Below are 22,492 nucleotides of genomic sequence, written 5' to 3' on the forward strand. Positions count from 1 at the left end.
GCAACAACAAAAGTTACAAATTCCAGTACCAGATTTGACAGGTCGCAATATTCACTTTACGTAGGCTGTGCTTGGCTTTTTCTGCATCGCGTTTAGACTCGAAAGGGCCCAAAATTACGCGGAACCAGTCGCCATTGCTGCCCGAACTGTGTCTGATCAGCGCTTCTAAGCCCTGAAACGCAATTTTCGCTTTCATCTCTTCGGCTTGTGCACGGGTTCTAAACGACGCGCACTGCATAAGATAACGTTTGTCAGACTTTTCTTGTTCTTTAACTTCTACTTCTACCTCGTATCCTGGGAGGGTTTTAATGTACTCCCATTCTTCTTCGGGTAATTCAGGTAAAGACTCTTCGGTAGGTGCAACAGGGCGCGAGGCTTGTGTATCTACATCGTCTTCTACATTGTCTTTAATCGACCACAAAAACGCACCAAAACCAATGACAAGGGCGAACACGCCAACAAGGCGCACAATAGGAAGCTTTTGACCTGTCGGAACATTTGCTTGCGCGTTTCCTGACGGCTTTCTACCTTTACTCGCAGGCTTCTTTTTTTGAGGGGAGCGTCCACGTGAGACATAATCGCGTTGGGCCATAGTCGGCAAAATTCCTACTTGTTATCGTTTTTCGTATGCGTAAGAAAACGTCATATACCAAATCTATTTAAAGGGTCATTGTCACCACACCTTTAAGCACGGTGAAATTTTAACGTATTGCTACTCAACAAGCTAACTGAAATCGGTAGGATCGATATCAATCGACCACCTTACTTTGGTTGCTTGAGGCAGCGCCTGCAAATAGGGCAATGCTAAGCGCAGGGTGTTATGAAGCGGCGCGCGCTTTTGATGGCTGCACACAAGCATAAATCGAAATCGACCTTGTCGCTTTTCAATCAAGCACGGGAATGGACCATTAATATCAATGGCATGCTGCTGATTAATCACTTGCTTACACTCTTGCAAGAAACGATAGGCCAAACTACTGTCAGTTGCCTCGGCTCGAATAACAAATTGGCTAATAAACGGCGGCAATGCCGCTGCTTTTCGCTCCATTAACGCATGCCTGGCGAAATGCCCGTAACCATTGTGCACTAAATCTTGTAAAAGCGGATGATGAGGGTTGTGCGTTTGAAGCCACATTTCTCCAGGCTTGCTCGCTCGCCCTGCTCTACCTGCAAGTTGAGTAACTAATTGGGCAAGCTTTTCTGGCGCTCTGAAATCAGCGCTAAATAATGCACCATCGCAATCGAGAACAGCCACCAAGGTTACATGCGGGAAATGATGACCCTTCGATAAAATTTGGGTGCCAACCAATAGTTGATACTCTTGGCGGTTAATAGCATCAAGGGTTTGATGCAACTTGTCTTTACCGCGCACGGTATCACTGTCTATTCGTACCTGCTTTACGCCGGGAAATAAACTAGCAAGCCCTTGTTCAACTTGTTCTGTACCTGTTCCCGCTGTCACTAACTCGTGGTGGCCGCAAGCTTCACAGTTTGAAGGCATTGAACGCATGCTACCGCAATGGTGACATTGCAATCGATTTTGTGCTTTATGCACGGTATAAGGTCGGTCGCACCGTTTGCACATTACGGTTTCGCCACAGTGATGGCAAAGCAATGCTGGCGCATAGCCTCTTCGATTTACAAACACCAACACCTGATTGCCTGCGCTGATGTGTTGGCGCATTATTGTAAGCAGACCTTGTGATATGCCGTAATGAATAGGCTGATCTCGAGCGTCTAATACGTGCTGATGCGTGCTTTTTGCTCCACCTGCTCGCTTAGTTAGCTGCAAATGCGCATATCGGCCACTTAACGCGTTATTAAGCGTTTCTAAAGCAGGCGTTGCGCTACCTAATAACAAAGGAATATTGTGCTGCTTTGCACGCATCGCCGCCAAGTCTCGCGCATGGTAGCGAAGGCCGTCTTGCTGTTTAAATGACTCGTCGTGCTCTTCGTCAACAATTAACATGCCCGGGTTGAGAAGCGGAGTAAAAATAGCGGAACGCGTGCCTATAATAATACCTAGCTCGCCCGCTTTTGCGCGCTGCCACACCTGTAAGCGTTCTTTATCAGAAAGCTGAGAGTGTAGAACACCCACCGCAATACCAAAGCGCTTTTCAAAACGAGACACCGTCTGCGGTGTAAGCCCAATTTCTGGCACAAGAATAAGTACCTGCTTCCCATCGCGCAGCAAAGGCTCAATAGCTTGAAGGTACACTTCCGTTTTACCGCTACCGGTAACCCCTTCCAGCAAGCTCACCGCAAATTTCCCTTGCTGACGATTCAGCGCAGCAATAGCTACCGACTGCTCAGCATCAGGAATGGGCTTTTCAGAAAGTGACAATGAAGATAGCCAGCCGCTCGGCTCAAAATTTGGGATGACTTCTTTAATGTGTACCAGCGACTTTTCCACCAATGCTTTTACTGCTGGAGCGCCGAACTGTTTGCGTGCCTGTGACGCTAGCATTGCATTGCCCAAAAGCGCTTCAAAACATGCCTTTTGCTTCGGCGCCCGTGACAAGGTGTCTGTCGTTATTTCCTTACTGTCTTCGGTAAGCATTAATATGTCTTGTGGCGTTGGTGCCGTCGATTCCCCTTTACGCAGTAAAACCGGCAACATAGCGTGCAAAACTTCGCCCGGTGCGTGATGATAATACTGCCACAGCCACTGGGCCATTTTCAGTAACACGTTATCTATTATTGGGGAATCGTCTAATACCGACTCAATGGCTTTTAGCTTGTTGGAATTGTCAATTTCGCTTTCAGATTTTTGTAGTGTTTCAACCACTACGCCAACGAGCTTACGAGGACCAAAAGGCACAACCACTCTTACACCTGCACTAAGCGCGTTTTCGTGGGTATATGTGAAAAGTTGGCGCAGTGGCACTGGCACGGCAACTTGAATAAAGGCCATTGCGAACGTTCTACCTTATTTAATTAGTATAAATGCGTATTCCGCGGTTTAGCGTTATGATTAGTGCTATGTCATTATTAGTGTAACTAGGAACCGGCCAACATAATGCTAGTTTACATAAATATTTAGCAAACAAGGTTGCGTTGACCATTGGTGAAATATTTAAACATACTTTAACCGTAAGCATAAAAGGAATGTTAATTTGTCTAGCCTTCTTGTTTAGCAATTAGTCAAAAACCGCTTGATCAAGCCCTTGCCTTCCTTTATTATGCGCCGCTCTTTTGCGATAGGCTGTTCTTTGAACGACTTATCATTTGAATTAAGTAACGTATGGTGTGCGACTTCGGGTTGTATAGCGATACGGCCTTATTATGTGAGGTAACCCAATGAAACAAGATATCCACCCTAAATACGAAGAAATCACAGCAACTTGCTCATGTGGTAACGTTATGAAAATTCGCTCTACGCTTGGTAAAGACATCAACCTAGACGTATGTTCTTCATGTCACCCATTCTACACTGGTAAGCAACGTAACGTTGATACTGGTGGCCGTGTTGATCGCTTCAAGAAGCGTTTCGGTGCATTGAGCAAAAAGTAAGCCTGATATCGAGTTTGAAAAAAGCGCCTTCATGGCGCTTTTTTATTGCTTAAATTTCGTTATTTTTGTATTTAACGAAACCTTGAATACCAATTTTTGAAAATTTTATAGTGTCTTTGGGTTTTAGCTTTTTATATTAAAGCCCGCTATGTGAAAACCTATCAATGTAATCAGTGGTTAGTGAAGGCTGCCCAGCCTAGATAAATGCTTCTCCCAATTACCGCCACTCATTTTCTTACACGCTTCCTCGCTATCAAAAGAAACAGACGCTGGTGTTGATTTGATTGACGCCAATGCAATATTCACTTTATTTATGAAGTCCATATCCCACCCATTAACGAGAGCAGCCTGCTTTTCACGCTCGGTACTAAATACAGCAATAACCTGAGGCGCCCTCCAATGCCCAACATGAGTTAGCCAAACAAACCCGTCGTCTTCGCCTTTTACTGCTTCACAGACATCAGTGAGTACTGCAACTAATTTTCTTTCCGTCATTACATTCACCTCGGTACAACTTTCAATTGCGTTTTTCATCATTTTATCAAATTAACGGGAGATGATTTAGCAGCAAGCACCTAGTGGTAAAAATCTGCGTATTTGCCTGTGTTCAGTTCACATTAAGCGGATGATTACGATGCGATGATTGTTTTTAGTGACTGGGCGTATAAATAGATCACCGTAATCATCATAGACATAAAAATAAATAGTATGAATGGCAATTATAGCTTTGTTTTACTGGTCTAATAAGTATGCCTACCCTACATTGGTTTATGAGAATTCTGATCAGATATGTACACGGTTGCAGGCTGTGTTAGAGTTGCCATCGGCACTTTGATAGCGAGCATTAATTCTATGAATAATGGCTTACTTTCAAGCTATGGAGCGTTTAGAAATGAAGCTAAACACCTTCAAATTAAAAAAAGTACATCGGCAAATACAGCAAAAATTAACACTAATACTGCTATTTCCATGTATCAGCTCCAGTGCTAATAATTATTTAAACAATTTTCGTCACGACTTGGTTGTGGCACGCTCACGTTCAACTATCTATAACAATAACAACAATAAAATAGCTACAGCGCGTGAACGAATACATCGATGAACCCTACATCTAAGGATACCTTTTTACATGTCAGATTTTAGACAACGCGCACTCGACTATCACGCCAAACCAACGCCTGGAAAGATCTGCGTAGAACTGTCGAAACCCGCTGATAGCGTAGACGATCTTGCTTTAGCTTACAGCCCTGGTGTTGCCGAGCCTGTCAGAGAAATTGCTGAAGATGCAGACAATGCTTACAAATATACGGGTAAAGGCAACTTAGTTGCGGTAATTAGTAACGGTACCGCTATTTTGGGTTTAGGTAACTTAGGCCCACTGGCGTCGAAACCTGTTATGGAAGGCAAAGCGCTATTGTTTAAACGCTTTGCTGGATTAGATGCGATTGATATTGAAGTAAAACATCGCACGACCGAAGAATTCATCAATACCGTTGCCAACATAGCCGACACGTTTGGCGGCATTAACTTAGAAGACATTAAAGCGCCTGAGTGTTTTGAAATTGAACAAGAGCTGATTAAGCGCTGTAAAATTCCAGTATTCCATGACGACCAACACGGTACTGCTATTGTAACCGCAGCAGGTATGCTCAACGCCTTAGAAATTCAAGGCAAGAATATTGAGAGCGCTAAAATAGTATGTATGGGTGCTGGTGCGGCAGCGGTTGCCTGCATGGAGCTACTAATTAAATGCGGCGCCCAGCGCGAGCGAATTTACATGCTAGACAGAAAAGGCGTTATCCACACACGTCGCGAAGACTTGACCGAGCATAAAAAGCTTTTTGCTAACAATACCGATAAACGCGCACTTGAAGACGTGATGGAAGGGGCCGATATTTTTGTGGGTGTATCAGGCCCAGATGTGTTGCCGCCAGAAACACTCGCGCTAATGGCTGAGAACCCGATTGTATTTGCATGCTCAAATCCAGACCCAGAAATAAAACCAGAGCTTGCTCACGAAGTGCGTAAAGACCTAATTATGGCCACCGGACGTTCTGACTACCCTAACCAGGTTAACAACGTTCTATGCTTTCCGTTTATCTTCCGCGGTGCATTAGACGTGCGCGCAACAGCCATTAACGATGAAATGAAAGTGGCGGCAGTAGAGGCCCTTCGTGCTATTACAAAAGAACCTGTACCCGAGGAAGTCCTTTCGGCAAGCAAAAGCGAAAGCCTGACATTTGGTAAAGACTACATTATTCCTAAGCCTATGGATCCACGCCTGTGTGAGCGCATCGCAAGTGCGGTATCCAAAGCAGCGATTGAATCTGGTGTGGCTCGCGTTCCTGAGAGCCCTGAAGAGTAAGGCAAGGTCAGAAGAGAGTTAAGGCTTGGCGTTTTAATTCCAACAACGTTCTTTTAAGGAACGAGTGAAATAAAAAGCGGCGCTGTGTTTCGAATAACGTTATCGTTTAGTTCGCCACACAGCGCCGTTTTTGTCTAACCGTTAAAGGTTAAACGTCTTCAGATACATCGTTTTCGAAACTGGGGTCAATGCCCATTTCTTCCATTATACGTCTTGCTTCTGCAGGCACGCGATTTGGGTTGTCTTTGCGTAAGTCATCATCGTTTGGCAATGGCTGACCAGTAAACGCGTGCAGAAACGCTTCGCACAGTAATTCCGAATTAGTAGCGTGACGCAAATTGTTTATTTGGCGGCGAGTACGCTCATCAGTAAGTGCTTTAAGCACATTAATTGGGATAGAGACAGTGACTTTCTTTACCTGTTCGCTTTTTTTGCCATGCTCTGCGTAGGGGTGGATATATTTACCATTCCATTCTGCCATCGTACTAACTCGGTCTACTCTTTTTTATGTTATGAATAGAAATTCTAAACAAGTTCACGAAAAGGTCAATTGAGCAGTGTAAACCTCTTGACGTCTAGACATATATTCTTTAGTTTAGACGTCTAAACGTCTATAAAAACACATTTTTGAGAGAAAAAGCCATGGTTTCTTACGCACAAGGTATCGATGCATTAAATCAGTCCCTATCGGAACTGCGTGATATTGATGTATCGTTTGAATTCTTTCCGCCTAAAACCGAAGCCATGGAGCAAACCCTCTGGAAGTCAGTGGAGCGACTTGCACCGCTAAAGCCAAGCTATATGTCGGTGACTTACGGCGCAAATAGCGGTGAACGAGACAGAACTCACGATGTTGTTAAACGTATTCAACAACAAACTGGTGTAGCTGCGGTTCCACACTTAACTTGTGTTGATGCTAGTCGTGATGAACTAAAGCAAATTGCAAAAGACTACTGGGACTCAGGCATTCGCCGTATTGTTGCGCTTCGTGGTGATTTACCGCCAGGGGTAGAAAAAACAGAAATGTATGCGTCTGACTTGGTTTCGCTTTTAAAAGACGTGGCCGATTTTGATATTTCCGTTGCAGCTTACCCAGAAAAGCATCCTGAAGCACCAAATGCCCAGTTTGATTTGCTGAACCTTAAGCGCAAAGCAGAAGCAGGCGCTACCGAAGCCATTACTCAGTTTTTCTTTGATTCTAGTGTTTATCTTCGCTTTAGGGACCGCGCTGCCGCAGCAGGCGTAGACCTAGATATTGTTCCTGGTATTCTGCCGGTAACTAACTACCAAACACTAGTGAAGTTCGCGGGCTTTACGAATGTTCACGTACCGGGCTGGCTACACAAAATGTTCGATGGCCTTGATGCTGACGACCAAGCTACTCGTAACCTCATCGGTGCCAATATTGCCATGGACCAAGTGAAAGTACTGGCTAAAGAAGGGGTAAAGCACTTCCACTTCTATACGCTAAATCGCAGTGAATTAAGTTATGCTATTTGCCACATGCTAGGTGTACGCTCAGGCGTGTAAGGCATTTTGGTTTTATCTAGCCAACGCTGTTTCTAAACTACTTCTGCATAGAAGGCGCATTTAATGCGCCTTTGTTACATAAAGCCTGCATTAAACTTTTGCCACCAAGGTCTACCCCAGTTACCATTCGATATATCATGTACTATCAAAATTTTAAGACCCCTTATAATTAAGGCTTACATTTTTCGTATTTCTAAAAGCGGTACGGTCAGGAGAAATTGAGTGGATTTGGGCAAGGTTAAGACCATTTATGACAACGTGACCCCTCAAGTAAAGGACCTCTTCAGCATTTTTATTAAACGCTGCAAAGAAGACAACATTACTATTTCTGCAGGGCATCTAGCTTATGTCACCCTGTTGTCGTTAGTTCCATTCATCATGGTCACCTTTACTATCATGTCGGCATTTCCTGCATTTGCGTCTGTGAGAAGTAAACTTGAGCATTTTGTCTTTAGCAACTTCGTTCCCACTGCCAGCGATGTAGTTCACAAGTACATGACAGACTTTGTTGGAAATGCCTCTGAAATGAGTGCAATCGGTATATTGTCGCTTTTAGTCGTTGCGCTTTTGCTTATCTCTAACGTTGATAAAACCCTTAATAGAATTTGGCGCACACAAAGCGACAGGCCAGTGGTTTATACCTTTGCTATTTACTGGATGGTGATTACCCTTGGGCCCTTACTTATTGGCTCAAGCGTGGTAGTAAGCTCATATTTAACCGGCTTAGCTGCTTTTACAGAAGAATACACGCCGGGCCTGGGTACATTTTTATTAAGCCTAGTGCCGAGCGGCGCAGCGATGCTTGCTTTTGCTATTTTATATATGGTGGTGCCGAATAGAAGGGTGTACGCGCGCCATGCTTTTGTAGGCGCTATTGTAGCCACGATTGCGTTTGAACTTACCAAGTCTGGCTTTGCACTTTATGTAACTAACTTCCCTTCTTACGAACTTATTTACGGGGCACTGGCTGTTGTTCCTATTTTGTTTTTATGGGTGTATTTGTCGTGGGTAATTGTGCTGTTCGGTGCAGAGTTTACTTGTAGCTTAGGAGAGGCATTCGAGAATCGAAAAGCGGAAAACGAACCTCGAAAAGTACCTCAAGAGTAAGCACTATCAGCAATAAGAAAGCTGAAAGAAAAGCCGTGTTTTGATAACTCAAGAACAAACAAGCGCAAAAAAGGGAGCAAACGCTCCCTTTTTCTTTAGGTATTGATTAAATACTAATTTTTCATTGAGGCAATGAAAGCATCAGACTCAGCAATAGCAGACTTCATTTGCGCAACCAACTGTGCAACATTACTTTCTATAGTCGATAACTCACCTTGTAAGGCCCCAATTGCGCTGGCATTAAGGTTATGCTTTAAGTAAAGCACATTGTCCTGTAGTGCGTTTAGTACCGGCGGCATTTTCCCTTCAGCGTTACGCATAGCTTTGGTAAGAGAAGCATAGCGGCGCTTAGTCTCACGAAGTTTCGATTCGCTATCACGCTTTAACGTGGCATTTTCGTATTTATCTAGCTCTTCTTCCCATTCGTCAAATAAAGCTTCGGCAACACCTTCCACTTTATCAATTCGCGCACTCACTTCATTAGCGGCAGCTAAGCTGTCTTGATACTCGCCATTCAGTCGGTCGTACACATCCTCAAGTTCACCACCGTCGAATGAAACTGCCGCTCTAAATGCTTCTAAAGCCGAGCTGAACTGCTCTTGCGCGTCTTCTTGTGAGTCTTTCGCGTTTTCTACACGGTCTACTAAAATGTCGCGTTTTTCAACGCCTACTTTTTCCCATGCTGCGTAATATGCTGACTGACATCCGCTAAGGGCAAGCATAGCAACAAATGCCGATGCGATTAGTTTCATGCGGTTACTCCACCTCTAAATCGTGCTGCACTAATAATACTGATTAAATGTAATATGGCACCTAATGGCCAAAACACAATAGCTAGCACAACCGTGGCTGCCAAGGCGTAGCACACACCCACAGTGATAAAGAAGAAGAGCGCACCTAAAATTCGGCCTTGTACCAAATGACCTAAACCAGGAATAAAAAAGTTACAAATTGCGGCAATTACGTTACCGCCTGATCCTTGACCCGCCATATAAACATCCTCGCAATTATGACTATAATATGATTAGCTAGTACGTAATGACACTTTTTCAGTAGTATACACCAAGTATTTATTGCTTTATTTAAAAGCGTAAACAGCGTTGAAGCAGTCAGCACGCAAACGTTTGTATAACAATAAACTAAACTAAAACAGGCACTCACACAACGCGCAGAAACAAAATGAAACGACTTTACCCCGATGTTACCTGCTATGAAAATGGATTTATTGAAGTGGGAAGTGGGCATTCGCTTTACTTCGAGCAAAGTGGTAATCCAAACGGCATCCCCGTGCTTTTTATACATGGCGGCCCTGGCGCCGGCTTGCCCCCTAACTATAAATGCTTTTTTGATAGCAATAAGTATCGAATAATTGGTTATGAGCAGCGTGGCTGCGGCCGTTCAACGCCCATAGCCGACACGCTGAACAATGACACTTCATCAAATGTTGAAGACATTGAAGTTTTAAGGTCGCATCTTTCTATACCTAAATTTCTGCTGTTTGGTGGCTCTTGGGGCTCAACCCTTGCGCTGCTTTATGCATTAAAATACACGGCGCGAGTGACTGGACTCATTCTTCGTGGGGTATTTCTGGCAAGGCAGGAAGACAGAGATTGGTTTTTAGCACCCAGCGGTTGTGCCGCGCAACTGTTTCCTGAGTATTATCGCAAGTTCACTAAAGACATTCCCAAACCACTAAGTGCAGCCGCCGTCTGCGATTTTTACAGTGTAATGGTGCGCTCGAGCAATGAAGTACTGCGACACGCAGCACTGAAACGGTGGTACCAATGGGAAGAGCGTCTTTCACGCATTACTTTGCCCCCCGGTGTAGGTGATTCTACCACCCATTACCCTATGCAGCTGGTCACCTGTTTAGCCACGTTAGAATGCCACTTCCTTTCGAATCAATGCTTTTTAGAAGAGAACTACATTCTTGAAAACATTAATAAAATAAGCCATATTCCTGGAACCATCATTCATGGTCGCTACGATATGATTTGTAAAACTGAAGCGGCGGAAGCCCTTCATAAGGCATGGCCTCAAAGCCAATTACAAATCATCCCGGATGCGGGTCACAGCACGTCAGAACCAAGTATTGGCTATGCGCTTTGCCGCGCCACCCGCGATATGTCACGCTTTATTCAGGAGTCAACTAAGTGATAGGACTAGTTCAACGTGTCTCAGAAGCCAACGTTACCGTTGATGGCCAGGTTATAGGCGAAATTGGTAAAGGCATGCTGGTGTTGCTTGGCGTTGAAAAAAACGATGGCGATGCAGAAATAGAGAAGCTCGCTAACAAATTATGCCGCTTTCGAATGTTTAACGACGAAAACGAAAAGATGAACCTGAATATCGAACAAGTGGGTGGAGAAATTTTGGTTGTGTCACAATTCACTTTAGTGGCAGACACTCAAAAAGGGAACCGTCCTGGGTTCTCTCGCGGCGCGTCGCCTGAGCATGGTCAGGCCATATACGAGAAGTTTGTTCAAGTGCTTAAAAACAAAGGTGCAACCGTCGCTACTGGCAGGTTTGGTGCAGACATGAAAGTTGGCCTTATCAATGACGGTCCTGTGACCTTTCCATTCAACGTATAAAAAGGTGCACGAAAGGCCCTATGGCCGCAAGCCGATAGCGTGCCCTCAACTTGCTTACATAATTAAGCTTGTACCTCTTGTATTCTTACGTTTAAATAGAGTTCGTTCAGTCTAGACGTTCATTTATTTAAGAAGGCCGGTTTATTGTGTACAAGGTAGTCACACCAAAGAGCGATGCCGAGTTTGAAGCCTATTTTCATTTTCGGTGGGAACATTTGCGCCAGCCATGGAACTTTCCTCCAGGCTCTGAAAAAGACGAATATGAACAAGTCGCAGAGCATCGTATTATTACTAACCGAAATGGCGACATCGTTGCCTGCGGACGTGTGCATTTGAATACCGCTGAAGAAGCACAAATTCGCCACATTGCCGTTCACACAGAGCATCAGCGCAAAGGCTTGGGTCAAATGATCTTAGCTGCGCTTGAAAATGTTGCTAAAGATTTAGGCGCTGAACGTGCCGTCACCAATAGCCGCGAAATTTCTATCGATTTCTTTAGTGCTTGTGGGTTTCAAATTGAACGCGAAGCGCCTAACGAGCTTGGTATGTTAAAACGTCAACAAATGGTAAAGAAGTTTACCGAGAACAATACCCTTGTGCTGCACCCCAAATGGTGTAAATCGCTTCAAGAAACCTGGTCTGAAACCATTCCCATTACCGAACACATGGGCATTAAGCTATATCAATATACGGGGCGTACCTTAGAAACCCGTGCATCACTTAATAAAAACATCAATATTCACGGCACCATGTTCGCCGGCAGTATTTTCTCTTTAGCCACACTCACAGGCTGGGGCATGATTTACCTTCAGCTAAAAGAGCGCGGGCTTGATGGTGATATTGTTTTGGGCGATGGCGACATTCACTATCACAAGCCCATTACTATGAAGCCAAGAGCAATTTGCAACATCGAAACTTTGTCGGGCAAATTTAAACCGCTAGAGAATGACAACAAGGCGCGGTTTGAGCTGAGTGTAGCAATACTAGATGGCGATACCCCAGTTGCAGAGTTTGAGGGCGTATTTTACGTACTCCCTATTTCAAAGACTGACGAAAAATAGATTCCTTTCATCCAGCTAAAGGTCTGCACTTTCACTTAAATTAAACAAAAAAAGCGCCATAAAGGCGCTTTTAATATTTAAGCTGTTAATTTAGCAATGGTTTCACGTACTAAGCGAAAGGCTACGCCACCATCGCCGCTTGAAGCTTTTTCATCGCATTCTTTTCAATTTGGCGAACGCGTTCTGCAGATACCTGATATTTATCAGCTAAGTCTTGCAATGTAATTTTGTTGTCTGCTAACCAACGGGTTTCAATGATGTCTTGGCTACGCTCGTCTAACGTTTTAATGGCTGAGTACAAACGCTTGCTCGCAGCGGTATCCCAGTCATTATTAATGACGTCAGCTTCAACATCCGAAGACTTATCTTCTAAGTATTGAACTGGCGCAAAGTTGCCTGTTTCATCTTCGTCCGCAGTTAGGTCAAACGCCTGATCTTGACTACTCATGCGCGCTTCCATTTGAAGCACTTCTTTAGTACTCACGCCCAGTTCGTTTGCAACGGTTTGCACTTCGTCATGCGTGAACCAACCAAGGCGCTTTTTCGCCTTACGAAGGTTAAAGAATAATTTGCGCTGCGCTTTTGTTGTCGCAACCTTAACTATTCTCCAGTTTTTAAGTACAAACTCGTGAATTTCAGCTTTAATCCAATGTACCGCAAAAGAAACCAAACGCACGCCCACTGTAGGGTCGAAGCGTTTAACGGCTTTCATTAGACCAATATTACCTTCTTGGATTAGGTCAGCTTGTGGTAATCCATAACCTGAGTAAGATTTTGCAATGTGCACTACAAAGCGAAGGTGTGACATTACCAGCTTACGAGCGGCTTGTAAGTCTTCGTCTTCACGAAGGCGCACTGCCAACTCGCGCTCTTCCTCAGCGCTAAGCATATCAATAGTGCTTACAGCTTGGATGTAGCCTTCAATGCTACCGCTGTGTGGCACTGACAGGGCCATAGATTGCAAATTGTTGCTCATTGTTCACCTCATTTATTGCCGCTTCATATTAGCAAAGTAACCGAAGCTGCGCGAGACCTAATTAAGATATGAAGTCTAACCGATATGTAGGTATAGCGACTATTTCCACAATATCAAGACCTGAATAAAGAAAAAAAGTTCAACTCGCTCTTTTTGAATGCCGCTCTTATGTTTGCTATTAGAAAGGTAACGCCCTATGGCTGTCTAATTAGCGTCTAAAGCAACGCAGGCCATCTCTCATCAAGTCACATTCACTATAGTTACCGCAGTATAAAAACCTACTGCTGCGCTTATAGGTCAATGATTAAACCATAAAACTATTATACTTTGATTACATTGCCAAGTAACCAAGCTAGTCTCACTGGTATGAATTTCAACGCGTAATTCTTGAACCGCGCCTCGTAAATGCATTTTTACTAAATAATATAAAAATTATTAATTCAATGTTATATCTTGCTTTTCATAAGCGAAACTGAAAATAATAGATTGAACTAATCGATTTTGCACTACAACCGCTGTACAGCATTTTCCAGACAACAATTATAAAAAACTGGAAGGGAAATACTTAAGGAAAGGAGTAAGGCAAGTGAAGCAAAGAGGATTCTGATGTTTGCTTACGTCGCTAGACAGCCCATATTCGATGTAAACAGAGAAGTTTACGCATACGAACTACTTTTTCGTGTTGGAGAAGACAACTGCTTTCCTGATATTCCACCAGATGAAGCAACCTCTAAAATACTCACCTCAACCCATTTGAGTTTGGGTATTGAAGAAATTACTGGCGACAAGAAAGCCTTTATAAACTTTCACCGCGACACGCTAATGTTTCGTTTTCCAACGTCGTTAGATGCAAGCAAAGTAGTCATTGAAATAGTCGAAACTGTCGACGTCGATGATGCTCTCGTTGCAGCTTGTAAACACATTAGGGGCCTTGGTTACCCTATTGCCCTCGACGATTACGACATGAAAGGCAAATGGGAAGCCTTCATTCCTTTTACCAGCGTCGTCAAAATAGACATCACCGAAATCCCCCACGAAGAAATACCAGCACTAGTTAAGCGCTTCAAATCGAATAAAATTAAATTGGTAGCGGAAAAAATTGAAACCTATGAAGAGTTCAACAAATTCAAGGAAATGGGGTTCGATTATTTCCAAGGGTATTTCCTAGCAAGACCTGAGATTGTTAGACACAGAAAGCTAGGCCCTAGTAGCCTTACCATGATGGAACTTTTGACCTTAAGCAGCCAACCTAAGCTCAACTTCGATGAAGTAAACAAGATCATTGAGCGCGATCCATCACTGACTTACCTCTTACTGCGCTTTATTAACAATCCACTGGTGAATAAGCGACACAAAATAACGTCGCTTAAGCATGCACTCACCTTTATGGGTGAGGTAGAAGTTAAAAAATTCATTTCATTACTTGCACTTGCAAACTTAAATGATGGACAACCTACCGAGCTCATGCAAATGGCTTTAGTTCGCGCTAAGTTCTGCGAACTGATTTATACACAGCTAAAAGGTGAAGATAACCCTCTAACAGGCTTCCTCACCGGCCTTCTTTCTTTACTCGACGCTATGATGGAACAGCGTATAGACGACTTGGTAAGTAAAGTCCCTATTAGTGATGACGTTAAAGAGGCACTGTGCGGAAACCCTGGCGTGCTTCGCAACTGTTTAACCCTTGCACAGTTTTTTGAGCGAGCAAAATGGGCTGGAATACAACAGTTCGCAGCAAAGTACGATATAAAGCAAAGTCTTCTGCACAGTTATTACAACGAAGCTATTAAGTGGGCGAAACATATCCACAGCGCAGCACTTAATACAGATTAACTCATTTTAAGCGCATTCTAGTGTGAAATTAGTTGTTGAATAGTTGTTAGATTGCGTTTACTTATCATAGACTAGAGTATGGCTTGGTAGGATCTGAGCCCACCTTATAACGACAATCACCAGAATTGTGTTCTACCAGGAATTGTATATGTTCGCGTTTATAGCTCGCCAGCCTATTTTAGACAAAAGCAAAAGTGTGTTTGCCTACGAACTTCTCTTTAGAGATGGCAAGTCTGGCGCTTACCCAGAACATAACGAAGAAAAAGCGAAATACATTTCTGAGCACTTTCATCCTTTAGGGCTTGATGACATTAGCGGTGAAAAGACGTCGTTTATCACATTTTCTTCTGACACCATCATTTCACGGTTCCCAACATCGCTTAATCCTGCGTCGGTTGTTGTAGAACTTGCTGACCCTACTGATAACACTAGCGGGCTGTTCGAAGCCTGTCAGCACATAAAGCAATTGGGATTTAAGCTGGCTATTGACGACCCTATGATGGTGGGCTCAAAGCACGATATTTTTCCGCTTATCGATATTGTTAAAGTGGATGTCACCCGAACACGCTTTGAAACCATCGAAAAGCATATTCCGCGATATCACGATGCCAACGTGCAACTAGTGGCAGAACAGGTCAACACGCAAGATAATTTTTCAACATGCGTAGATTTGGGCTTCGACTTCTTCCAAGGTTACTTTTTCTCACAGCCTGAAGCGCGAATTTTAAGACAACTTCCAGCGTCTAAAATGAACATCGTTGATTTGATGGGAGAAAGTTCTAGCAGCGATTTTGATATTGACCGAATTAACCAAATTATTGAACGCGATGCCACATTAAGCTTTTTGCTATTAAAATTTATCAACAACCCAACAATCAATAAGCGATACAAAATTACATCTTTAAAACACGCACTTAATTACATGGGTGAAGTGGAAATAAAGAAATTTATTGCGCTGTTGAGTTTGACAAATTTAGGCGACACCAAACCTCTTGAAATTATTCACATGTCTCTTGTTCGTGCCAAATTTTTCGATTTATTGGCAGAGCGCAGAGGCATCAAAAACAATCCTCCAATATCATTTTTAGTTGGACTCTTCTCGTTACTCGAAGGCTTGCTTGATCAGTCTATGACAGACATCGTGAAACAGCTGCCACTTTCAGATGACGTCAACGATGCATTACTTGGCAAAAACTTAGAAATGAATAATTATATGACGTTAGTTCGCGCTTTTGAAAGTGCCCTATGGATGAACGTCATAAAGCAGTCAAAAGTGCTTAACATCGATCAAAAGCAGCTACATATGCTATACAACCAAGCCATTATTTGGGGCAATGGTGTGCGAAGCACTATTTCTGCTCACTATCCACGCGCTATCGCTTAATTTAACGTTAATTTAGGCGCCAGTGTTTACACAATTCCCACGCATAAAGTGCACTCAAATAGGTGCACTTTCCACATGTAAATAAGTTAAAACCGACTATTTGGGCTCTATTTCTCTTACGTGACGTTGCACTGATATAAGTGAGCCTAACAAGCCAAGTAGTACAGAAAGTCCTAGCATTGTTAGCAATGCAGACCCCGTTAACCCGGTGATATTGAAGTCTTTCTGATACATGGCAGCAAACGTGGTAATGCTGCTATCCATCCACCACAATATAATGATAACGGCGAACCACGCCATGAGCCCGCCCAGTAAACCATACCAGAAGCCCGTGTATAAAAATGGACGGTGGATAAACGCATCTGTTGCGCCCACCAGCTTCATTACAACGATTTCGTCATACTTATTTAATATGTTCAAACGAATAGTGTTACCAATAATTAGCACAACGGCGATAAACAGCAGTAACCCTATTAGCGTAACTAAGTCTCTAGCAATATCGATAACAGCGTATAGACGCTCTAGCCACTCAATATCCAGTTTGCCAATATCGACTTCACGCTGTTGGCGCAATTTGTCCAACAGTGCTTTAGCGGCCGTTGGCGAAGCGTGCTTCTCATTGGGAGTCACAAGCACTACATCGGGTAGCGGATTTTTTTCAAGATAAGCGATGGCATCGCCCAGTCCCGATAAGTGCTGGAATTCTTTTAGCGCATCATCGGCAGGAATATAGACAACACTGTCTATTTCAGACCAGCTGTTTAGTCTTGCCACCAGCTGCTGTGAGCTTGCGGCAGTAATATCCGGCTTTAAAAAAAGAGAAATCTCTGACGCTTGATCCCAGCCCGCCGTAATTTTCTCTGTGTTTTTTACCATAATATAGAGAGTACTGGGCAGTGTAATACTAAGACCCAATACCCCAATGGTCATTAAAGACGCCAGCGGCTGACGCCACAATTCACCAAGGCTTGCCAGTGCCTGACGCACGTGGCTAACAAAGAACATCACAATAGACTGAAGAAAACCCACTTTGGCAGAAGACGCCCCTTTTGCTCGCCCTTTAAACAATATGCTCATGCCCAGCCTCCATCACCGTTACCAGCAGTGGTGCTATCAAGGTCCTCAGTAAGGCCATCTGTGATCATTTGACCATTTTTGAGCGTTAGCGTGCGATAACGCATACGAGCAATAAGCCCTAAATCGTGAGTTGCGATGAGTACTGATACGCCCGCTTGATTAAAATCTTCAAACAGGCGAACAATTTCCATAGAAAGTTTGGGGTCGAGGTTTCCCGTGGGCTCATCTGCCAGCAGCAAAGGGGGCTTGTTTACTACCGCGCGTGCAATACCAACACGTTGCTGTTCACCACCAGACAAAGTAATAGGCAGACAGCGCGCTTTGTCTCTTAGGCCCACCATTTCAAGCGCGGCTTCTACCCGCTTGCGTATTTCTTTGTGCGTGTAACCTTCTATTACCAACGGCAACGCTACATTATCGAAAACCGATTTATCCATTAGCAACTGATGGCTTTGAAAAATCATGCCGATGTCGCGGCGAATATAAGCAACGTCTCGGCGTGTTATAGCATTTAGGTCGTGGCCATTGATGAGAACGCGCCCTACCGTTGGGCGCTCCATAAGGCTGATAAGTTTGAGTAACGTGCTTTTCCCCGCACCTGAGTGCCCAGTTAAAAAAGCCATCTCGCCAGGCGCAATATGAAAATTTACCTTACTAAGGGCGCGCTGCCCCCCCGGATAGGTTTTGCTTACCTGCTCAAACTTTATCATTATTTTTCCCTACCGCTTTGCTGGTTTTAGCCTTCAGGTGTATCCATTTCGCTAAACAACGCATCAATGAACTCTTGTCCATCGAACTGGCGTAAATCATCGATACTTTCGCCTACACCTATATACCTTATAGGAATTTTGAACTTATCGGCAATAGAGAATATAACACCACCTTTTGCGGTACCATCTAACTTGGTGAGGGTAATGCCTGTTAAGCCCACAGCTTCATTAAACAGTTTGGCTTGGCTGATAGCGTTTTGCCCCGTACCGGCATCTAACGTAAGCATTACTTCGTGAGGCGCGTTTGGATTAATCTTCTTCATGACGCGAACCACTTTCTTAAGCTCTTCCATCAGGTTGTTCTTGTTCTGTAAGCGCCCTGCGGTGTCGGCAATAAGGATATCTGTGCCTCTTGATTTTGCCGCTTCTAGTGCATCATAAAGTACCGATGCACTGTCAGCTCCGGTATGCTGGGCAATAACAGGAATATCGTTGCGCTCGCCCCATACTTGAAGCTGTTCGACCGCTGCAGCTCTGAATGTATCGCCAGCAGCAAGCATGACTTTCTTGCCATCTTGTTGGAATTGCTTAGCCAACTTACCAATAGTGGTGGTTTTACCAACTCCGTTTACACCAACCATTAAGATAACGAACGGGCCTTCGCTTGAGTCGTGAGCTTTCATTACTTCAGGTAGGGGCTGATTGACTTGTGACAGCATACCTGACATTTGCTGCTTCATAATTTCAAGCAAAGCTTCTGCGTCTTTTAAATCTTTGCGCGATGCACTGTCGGTCAGGTGGTTAATGATCTTCTGTGTGGTGTCCATGCCAACATCAGCCACTAGAAGCTGAGTTTCTAGGTCTTCATATAGCTCGTCATCAATGGCTTTGCCTTTAAACAAGCTAACGATACCACTGCCTAGGTTTTCCTTGGTGCGAGACAGACTTTCTTTCAACCGTGCGAAAAGCGACTTTTTCTCTTTCGGCTTTGCTTCCGCTTGGGCTTTGGCCTGTGCTTCAGCTTCCGCTTGGGCCTTCGCCTGTGCTTCGGCTTCTGCCTTAACGCGGGCCTCTGCTTCCGCTTGGGCTTTCGGCTTTGCTTCAGCTTCTGCCTTAGCGCGGGCTTCTTCTTCCGCTTGGGCTTTCGCCCGTGCTTCTGCTTCTGCCTTAGCGAGGGCCTCTGCTTCCGCTTGAGCCTTCGCCTGTGCTTCAGCTTCTGCCTTGGCACGGGCTTCTTCTTCCGCTTGCGCTTTCGCCTGTGCTTCAGCTTCTGCCTTGGCGCGAGCCTCTGCTTCCGCTTGGGCCTTCGCCTGTGCTTCTGCTTCTGCCTTTGCGCGGGCTTCCGCTTCCGCTTGCGCCTTCGCCTTCGCCTGTGCTTCTGCTTCTTCCTTAGCGCGAGCCTCTGCTTCCGCTTGTGCGCGGGCCTCTGCTTCCGCTTGGGCCTTCGCCTGTGCTTCTGCTTCTGCCTTGGCGCGGGCTTCTTCTTCCGCTTGGGCCTTCGCCTGTACTTCAGCTTCTGCCTTTAAACGCGCTTCTTCTTCGATTTGCGCTTTTTGTTTCTCTGCTTTTTTGTTCTTACTGAACCAGCCAAAAAGTTTCGACATAGTTAGGACAAATCCTTATAAATTCTGAGCAAATTCGGCTACACTTGCCGTCTATTGTATGAACGCATGATACCATTGTCAGCTACTATGAAGCGAGTTTCTCGCCCTACTCGGGCACCATCTTCTGCAAAAAAACGTCATTCAGCTAAAAATGCAAATGTCCTACGTGCAAAAAGCACCGGGCAAATTCGCATTATAGGTGGCCAGTGGCGTGGTAGAAAACTACCTGTACTGAACGCAGAGGGGCTAAGACCCACCACCGATAGAAATAAAGAAACCTTATTCAACTGGTTAATGCCGTATATTAACGAAGCCCGCTGTCTTGATGTATTTGCGGGTTCTGGTGGGCTAGGTTTAGAAGCACTGTCCCGCTATGCAGCGCATTGCGATTTTATCGAGCTTGATAAGCAGACGGCAACACAACTCAAAAGCAACCTCACGCTGCTTAAAGCGAGTAAAAAAGCATCAACTAATGTGCATCAGGGCGATGCGTTGAGTATTTTGAAAGGCGTTAGCGAAACGCCCTACGATATTGTTTTTGTCGACCCACCATTTGCAAAAGGCTTAGTGGAACCTACCCTCACTGCATTAAAAGAAAAACAGCTCGTGCATAGTGGTAGCGTGATATACCTAGAACACGAAAGCGCGCTTGCAACACCTGCTTTACCTGCACATTGGCAGATTATTAAAGAGAAACAATCCAGCGCTCTTCGGTATATGCTCATTGAAGTTTCATAAGCCGCGAGTTTCTACTTTACAAGCAGCTTAAGGTTAATAGTACTGTTACAGCTCAAGGCCAATGTTGGAAATACCTGCTTCCAATGCAAGGGCTTTCATTTCATCAGCGGCCTTGGCTGGGTATTTCGCTTGCTCTATGTAATCTAGCAATTCGTTTTGTACCTCAACTTCAAACTCCATAAGCGGGTGCCCTTTAACGGTCTCGTCATCGGCTTCTCCACTTTCCAGCAAATACGCTTCAACGCTTCCTTGTGATAGTTTACTTATCACCACCGCCCCTTGTGGGTCGTCGCCTGCCATCAAGTTGAGTAGACCGGCTAATCCAATTGCAGCATCAATGGCTGGATACACGCCATAATTGTCGTGTTCGCTGGTATCAGGTGTGGCCACTTCAACTTTTTCAAGCTGCACAGCAATATTGAATTTGCTTTTAGGGGATTTGAGTGTTTCCCACACTAAGTTCAAACAGTTGCGCAGTGCGCTTGCATCACCGCTTTCTGTTAATTCACAAAAAAGTGTGTAGTTAGGCAGCATGCGCTCAAGCAATGCGGCACCGAATGCAACAGCTTTCCAGCCTTCCAGAGCGCGCACACGCCCGAACGTATTTAGTTTTTGCTTTGCCATTTACAGTGCTCCAGTGGCATGCATGAAATATTGTGTAACGCCATCTAGTAACATTTGAATGGCGATCATAACTAGGATCATACCCATTAATCGCTCCATCGCAACTAGGCCGCGTTCCCCTAGAATTTTGTGGAATACATTAGAAAATAATAAGATCACGGCGCTTATTGACCACGAGGCCGCCAACGCAATGGACCAGTCGGCCATTCTATCTGGCGCTTGATTGGCCAGTAAGATGAGCGCCGCTAATGTCGAGGGCCCAGCAATCATTGGAATTGCAAGAGGCACAAGAAAAGGCTCTTCACCCACCGCTAACCCACTAGGGTTGCCCGAAGAGGGAAATATCATTTTCAATGCTATCAGAAACAGAATGATACCTCCGGCTATGCTTACCGTTTCCTGCTCTACATTCAAAAAGTTAAGGACCGATTGACCACTAAATAAGAATAAAAACAGAATAGCTAGGGCAAACAGCAGTTCTCGAATAAGGATAATTTGACGTCGTTTTGGCTCAATCGATTTAAGTACCGACATAAACACAGGCAGGTTGCCTAAGGGATCCATGATCAAAAAGAGCATGATGGCAGCAGACCAAGTATCCATTTTATTAGTGTCTCCGATGTTTGAGCGAGTGCCCACTCTTAGCGTAAACCAACGAGTATAACTCAAGATTCGTGCAGAAGGCGGTTATTGGCGCGCAATGGTAAACCAAGCAGGCGAAGTTAAAAACACATTTTAAACAACGGTTCTGTTATGAGCAGTAAATTGTGTGCATACTGCATCCACAAAGTTGCTAAAAATACTCGAAAATTAAAAAAAATGCGCTTTACTAAAGCGTAGAGCTGACACGTTTAAACTTCTCGCTTTACGTATTGTCTTAGCTCGACACGCACATAATCAACAATTATGTACAACCACGGGTTGATAACCTAATTGGCTTTTTCTACACCTTTTGGATAATGTCTTATCTTGAGGGCTTTTGATGTAATAGTGCGTAGAAACCGTTTGTTCGACACTTTGTTCGACATTGGAACCTGTTAATCCTCTAATAAGAACAACCAAAAATAGGAAATATTGCAATGAGTTTGATGACAGTAAAAGAAGTAGCTGCATTTCTTGACGTACAAGAAGTTCGCGTGGAACGTCTAGAGCGCGAGAGTCTTTTAGTATCTAAAGAAAAAGATACTGACGGCAACCCACTTTTCGACAGCGGCGACGTTGAGCGATATAAAGTGCTTGCAGAGCGTTTAGGCGGTCTTTAATTTACAAAAAGGGGCGTGACTTTTTGTCAAATCACGCCCCTTTTTAGTTTCCACTTAAAACTGGCTTAGCCTAGTTGCATTGCGTAATACGCTAAACATTCGCACTGTTACTTACAA

At 44.3% G+C, this 22,492-nt stretch carries 23 protein-coding genes; 11 read left to right on the forward strand and 12 right to left on the reverse strand.

All coding sequences use genetic code 11. The features are described 5' to 3' along the window. Positions 1-13: 13 nt before the first annotated feature. A complete protein-coding gene (locus ACHUFN_RS13380; RefSeq protein WP_394222913.1) occupies positions 14-592 on the reverse strand; it encodes an SPOR domain-containing protein in 579 nt (192 codons plus the stop codon). Positions 593-724: 132 nt separating this feature from the next. Further along, entirely contained in the window at positions 725-2,914 is a 2,190-nt protein-coding gene (gene priA / locus ACHUFN_RS13385) for a primosomal protein N' (RefSeq protein WP_394222914.1), read from the reverse strand. A gap of 386 nt (positions 2,915-3,300) precedes the next feature. On the opposite strand from priA, the gene rpmE reads away from it, so the two are divergent. Then, complete coding sequence (gene rpmE, locus ACHUFN_RS13390; RefSeq protein WP_394222915.1) at positions 3,301-3,513, forward strand: 50S ribosomal protein L31; 213 nt, start codon at positions 3,301-3,303, stop codon at positions 3,511-3,513. A gap of 177 nt (positions 3,514-3,690) precedes the next feature. Here the strand turns inward: rpmE and ACHUFN_RS13395 are convergent, their stop codons facing one another. Next, positions 3,691-4,008 carry a hypothetical protein gene (locus ACHUFN_RS13395; RefSeq protein ID WP_394222916.1) on the reverse strand — a complete coding sequence of 106 codons (318 nt, stop codon included), beginning with the start codon at positions 4,006-4,008 and terminating at the stop codon, positions 3,691-3,693. Between the two features lie 634 nt (positions 4,009-4,642). Here ACHUFN_RS13395 and ACHUFN_RS13400 point away from each other — a divergent pair. Further along, positions 4,643-5,878: a malic enzyme-like NAD(P)-binding protein gene (locus ACHUFN_RS13400; RefSeq protein WP_394222917.1), complete on the forward strand. Its 1,236-nt coding sequence runs from the start codon at positions 4,643-4,645 to the stop codon at positions 5,876-5,878. A 148-nt stretch (positions 5,879-6,026) separates the two neighbouring features. Here the strand turns inward: ACHUFN_RS13400 and metJ are convergent, their stop codons facing one another. After that, positions 6,027-6,359, reverse strand: a complete 333-nt coding sequence (gene metJ / locus ACHUFN_RS13405) for a met regulon transcriptional regulator MetJ (RefSeq protein ID WP_394222918.1) — start codon at positions 6,357-6,359, stop codon at positions 6,027-6,029. 161 nt (positions 6,360-6,520) lie between these two features. On the opposite strand from metJ, the gene metF reads away from it, so the two are divergent. Together metF and ACHUFN_RS13415 are read left to right on the forward strand one after the other, a co-directional pair. Continuing rightward, positions 6,521-7,408 carry a methylenetetrahydrofolate reductase gene (gene metF / locus ACHUFN_RS13410; protein ID WP_394222919.1) on the forward strand — a complete coding sequence of 296 codons (888 nt, stop codon included), beginning with the start codon at positions 6,521-6,523 and terminating at the stop codon, positions 7,406-7,408. Between the two features lie 222 nt (positions 7,409-7,630). After that, the gene (locus ACHUFN_RS13415) at positions 7,631-8,515 is read left to right on the forward strand and encodes a virulence factor BrkB family protein (RefSeq protein WP_394222920.1); all 885 of its coding nucleotides are present in this window, start codon (positions 7,631-7,633) and stop codon (positions 8,513-8,515) included. Positions 8,516-8,628: 113 nt separating this feature from the next. Here ACHUFN_RS13415 and ACHUFN_RS13420 read toward each other — a convergent pair whose 3' ends face one another. Next, positions 8,629-9,267 carry a DUF2959 domain-containing protein gene (locus tag ACHUFN_RS13420; protein WP_394222921.1) on the reverse strand — a complete coding sequence of 213 codons (639 nt, stop codon included), beginning with the start codon at positions 9,265-9,267 and terminating at the stop codon, positions 8,629-8,631. Next, positions 9,264-9,506, reverse strand: coding sequence for a hypothetical protein (locus tag ACHUFN_RS13425; protein WP_394222922.1), 243 nt, complete (start codon positions 9,504-9,506; stop codon positions 9,264-9,266). Before ACHUFN_RS13425 ends, ACHUFN_RS13420 begins: the two co-directional genes overlap by 4 nt. 188 nt (positions 9,507-9,694) lie before the next feature. Here ACHUFN_RS13425 and pip point away from each other — a divergent pair, with 188 nt between their 5' ends. The 3 genes from pip (at position 9,695) to ACHUFN_RS13440 (ending at position 12,167) form a co-directional block, all read left to right on the forward strand. Next, on the forward strand, positions 9,695-10,672 hold the full coding sequence (pip, locus tag ACHUFN_RS13430) for a prolyl aminopeptidase (protein ID WP_394222923.1): 978 nt from the start codon (positions 9,695-9,697) through the stop codon (positions 10,670-10,672). Beyond that, a complete protein-coding gene (gene dtd / locus ACHUFN_RS13435) occupies positions 10,669-11,106 on the forward strand; it encodes a D-aminoacyl-tRNA deacylase (protein ID WP_394222925.1) in 438 nt (145 codons plus the stop codon). Before pip ends, dtd begins: the two co-directional genes overlap by 4 nt. A gap of 146 nt (positions 11,107-11,252) precedes the next feature. Continuing rightward, complete coding sequence (locus ACHUFN_RS13440) at positions 11,253-12,167, forward strand: bifunctional GNAT family N-acetyltransferase/hotdog fold thioesterase (RefSeq protein WP_394222926.1); 915 nt, start codon at positions 11,253-11,255, stop codon at positions 12,165-12,167. A gap of 121 nt (positions 12,168-12,288) precedes the next feature. Here ACHUFN_RS13440 and rpoH read toward each other — a convergent pair whose 3' ends face one another. After that, positions 12,289-13,143: an RNA polymerase sigma factor RpoH gene (gene rpoH, locus ACHUFN_RS13445; protein ID WP_394222927.1), complete on the reverse strand. Its 855-nt coding sequence runs from the start codon at positions 13,141-13,143 to the stop codon at positions 12,289-12,291. 606 nt (positions 13,144-13,749) lie between these two features. On the opposite strand from rpoH, the gene ACHUFN_RS13450 reads away from it, so the two are divergent. Together ACHUFN_RS13450 and ACHUFN_RS13455 are read left to right on the forward strand one after the other, a co-directional pair. Beyond that, positions 13,750-14,976 (forward strand): EAL and HDOD domain-containing protein, encoded by a 1,227-nt coding sequence (locus ACHUFN_RS13450; protein ID WP_394222928.1) that lies wholly within the window; start codon positions 13,750-13,752, stop codon positions 14,974-14,976. Between the two features lie 148 nt (positions 14,977-15,124). Next, positions 15,125-16,360: an EAL and HDOD domain-containing protein gene (locus ACHUFN_RS13455; RefSeq protein ID WP_394222929.1), complete on the forward strand. Its 1,236-nt coding sequence runs from the start codon at positions 15,125-15,127 to the stop codon at positions 16,358-16,360. 96 nt (positions 16,361-16,456) lie between these two features. Here the strand turns inward: ACHUFN_RS13455 and ftsX are convergent, their stop codons facing one another. From ftsX to ftsY, 3 genes are read right to left on the reverse strand one after another with little or no spacing between them, the layout of a single operon-like run. Then, positions 16,457-17,437, reverse strand: coding sequence for a permease-like cell division protein FtsX (gene ftsX / locus ACHUFN_RS13460; RefSeq protein ID WP_394222930.1), 981 nt, complete (start codon positions 17,435-17,437; stop codon positions 16,457-16,459). Further along, a complete protein-coding gene (gene ftsE / locus ACHUFN_RS13465) occupies positions 17,434-18,147 on the reverse strand; it encodes a cell division ATP-binding protein FtsE (RefSeq protein WP_394222932.1) in 714 nt (237 codons plus the stop codon). The genes ftsX and ftsE overlap by 4 nt, the downstream gene beginning before the upstream one ends. A gap of 26 nt (positions 18,148-18,173) precedes the next feature. After that, a complete protein-coding gene (ftsY, locus tag ACHUFN_RS13470; protein ID WP_394222933.1) occupies positions 18,174-19,751 on the reverse strand; it encodes a signal recognition particle-docking protein FtsY in 1,578 nt (525 codons plus the stop codon). Between the two features lie 66 nt (positions 19,752-19,817). On the opposite strand from ftsY, the gene rsmD reads away from it, so the two are divergent. Further along, positions 19,818-20,489, forward strand: a complete 672-nt coding sequence (gene rsmD / locus ACHUFN_RS13475; RefSeq protein WP_394222934.1) for a 16S rRNA (guanine(966)-N(2))-methyltransferase RsmD — start codon at positions 19,818-19,820, stop codon at positions 20,487-20,489. 45 nt (positions 20,490-20,534) lie between these two features. Here the strand turns inward: rsmD and ACHUFN_RS13480 are convergent, their stop codons facing one another. Both ACHUFN_RS13480 and ACHUFN_RS13485 read right to left on the reverse strand, forming a co-directional pair. Then, positions 20,535-21,113, reverse strand: a complete 579-nt coding sequence (locus ACHUFN_RS13480) for a YjaG family protein (RefSeq protein ID WP_394222935.1) — start codon at positions 21,111-21,113, stop codon at positions 20,535-20,537. Next, a complete protein-coding gene (locus ACHUFN_RS13485) occupies positions 21,114-21,716 on the reverse strand; it encodes a YhgN family NAAT transporter (RefSeq protein ID WP_394222937.1) in 603 nt (200 codons plus the stop codon). A gap of 476 nt (positions 21,717-22,192) precedes the next feature. Here ACHUFN_RS13485 and ACHUFN_RS13490 point away from each other — a divergent pair, with 476 nt between their 5' ends. Next, positions 22,193-22,375, forward strand: coding sequence for a helix-turn-helix domain-containing protein (locus ACHUFN_RS13490; protein WP_394222938.1), 183 nt, complete (start codon positions 22,193-22,195; stop codon positions 22,373-22,375). Positions 22,376-22,492 lie beyond the last annotated feature (117 nt).

Source organism: Alteromonas gracilis, assembly GCF_043642145.1.
Taxonomy (GTDB): domain Bacteria; phylum Pseudomonadota; class Gammaproteobacteria; order Enterobacterales; family Alteromonadaceae; genus Alteromonas; species Alteromonas gracilis_B.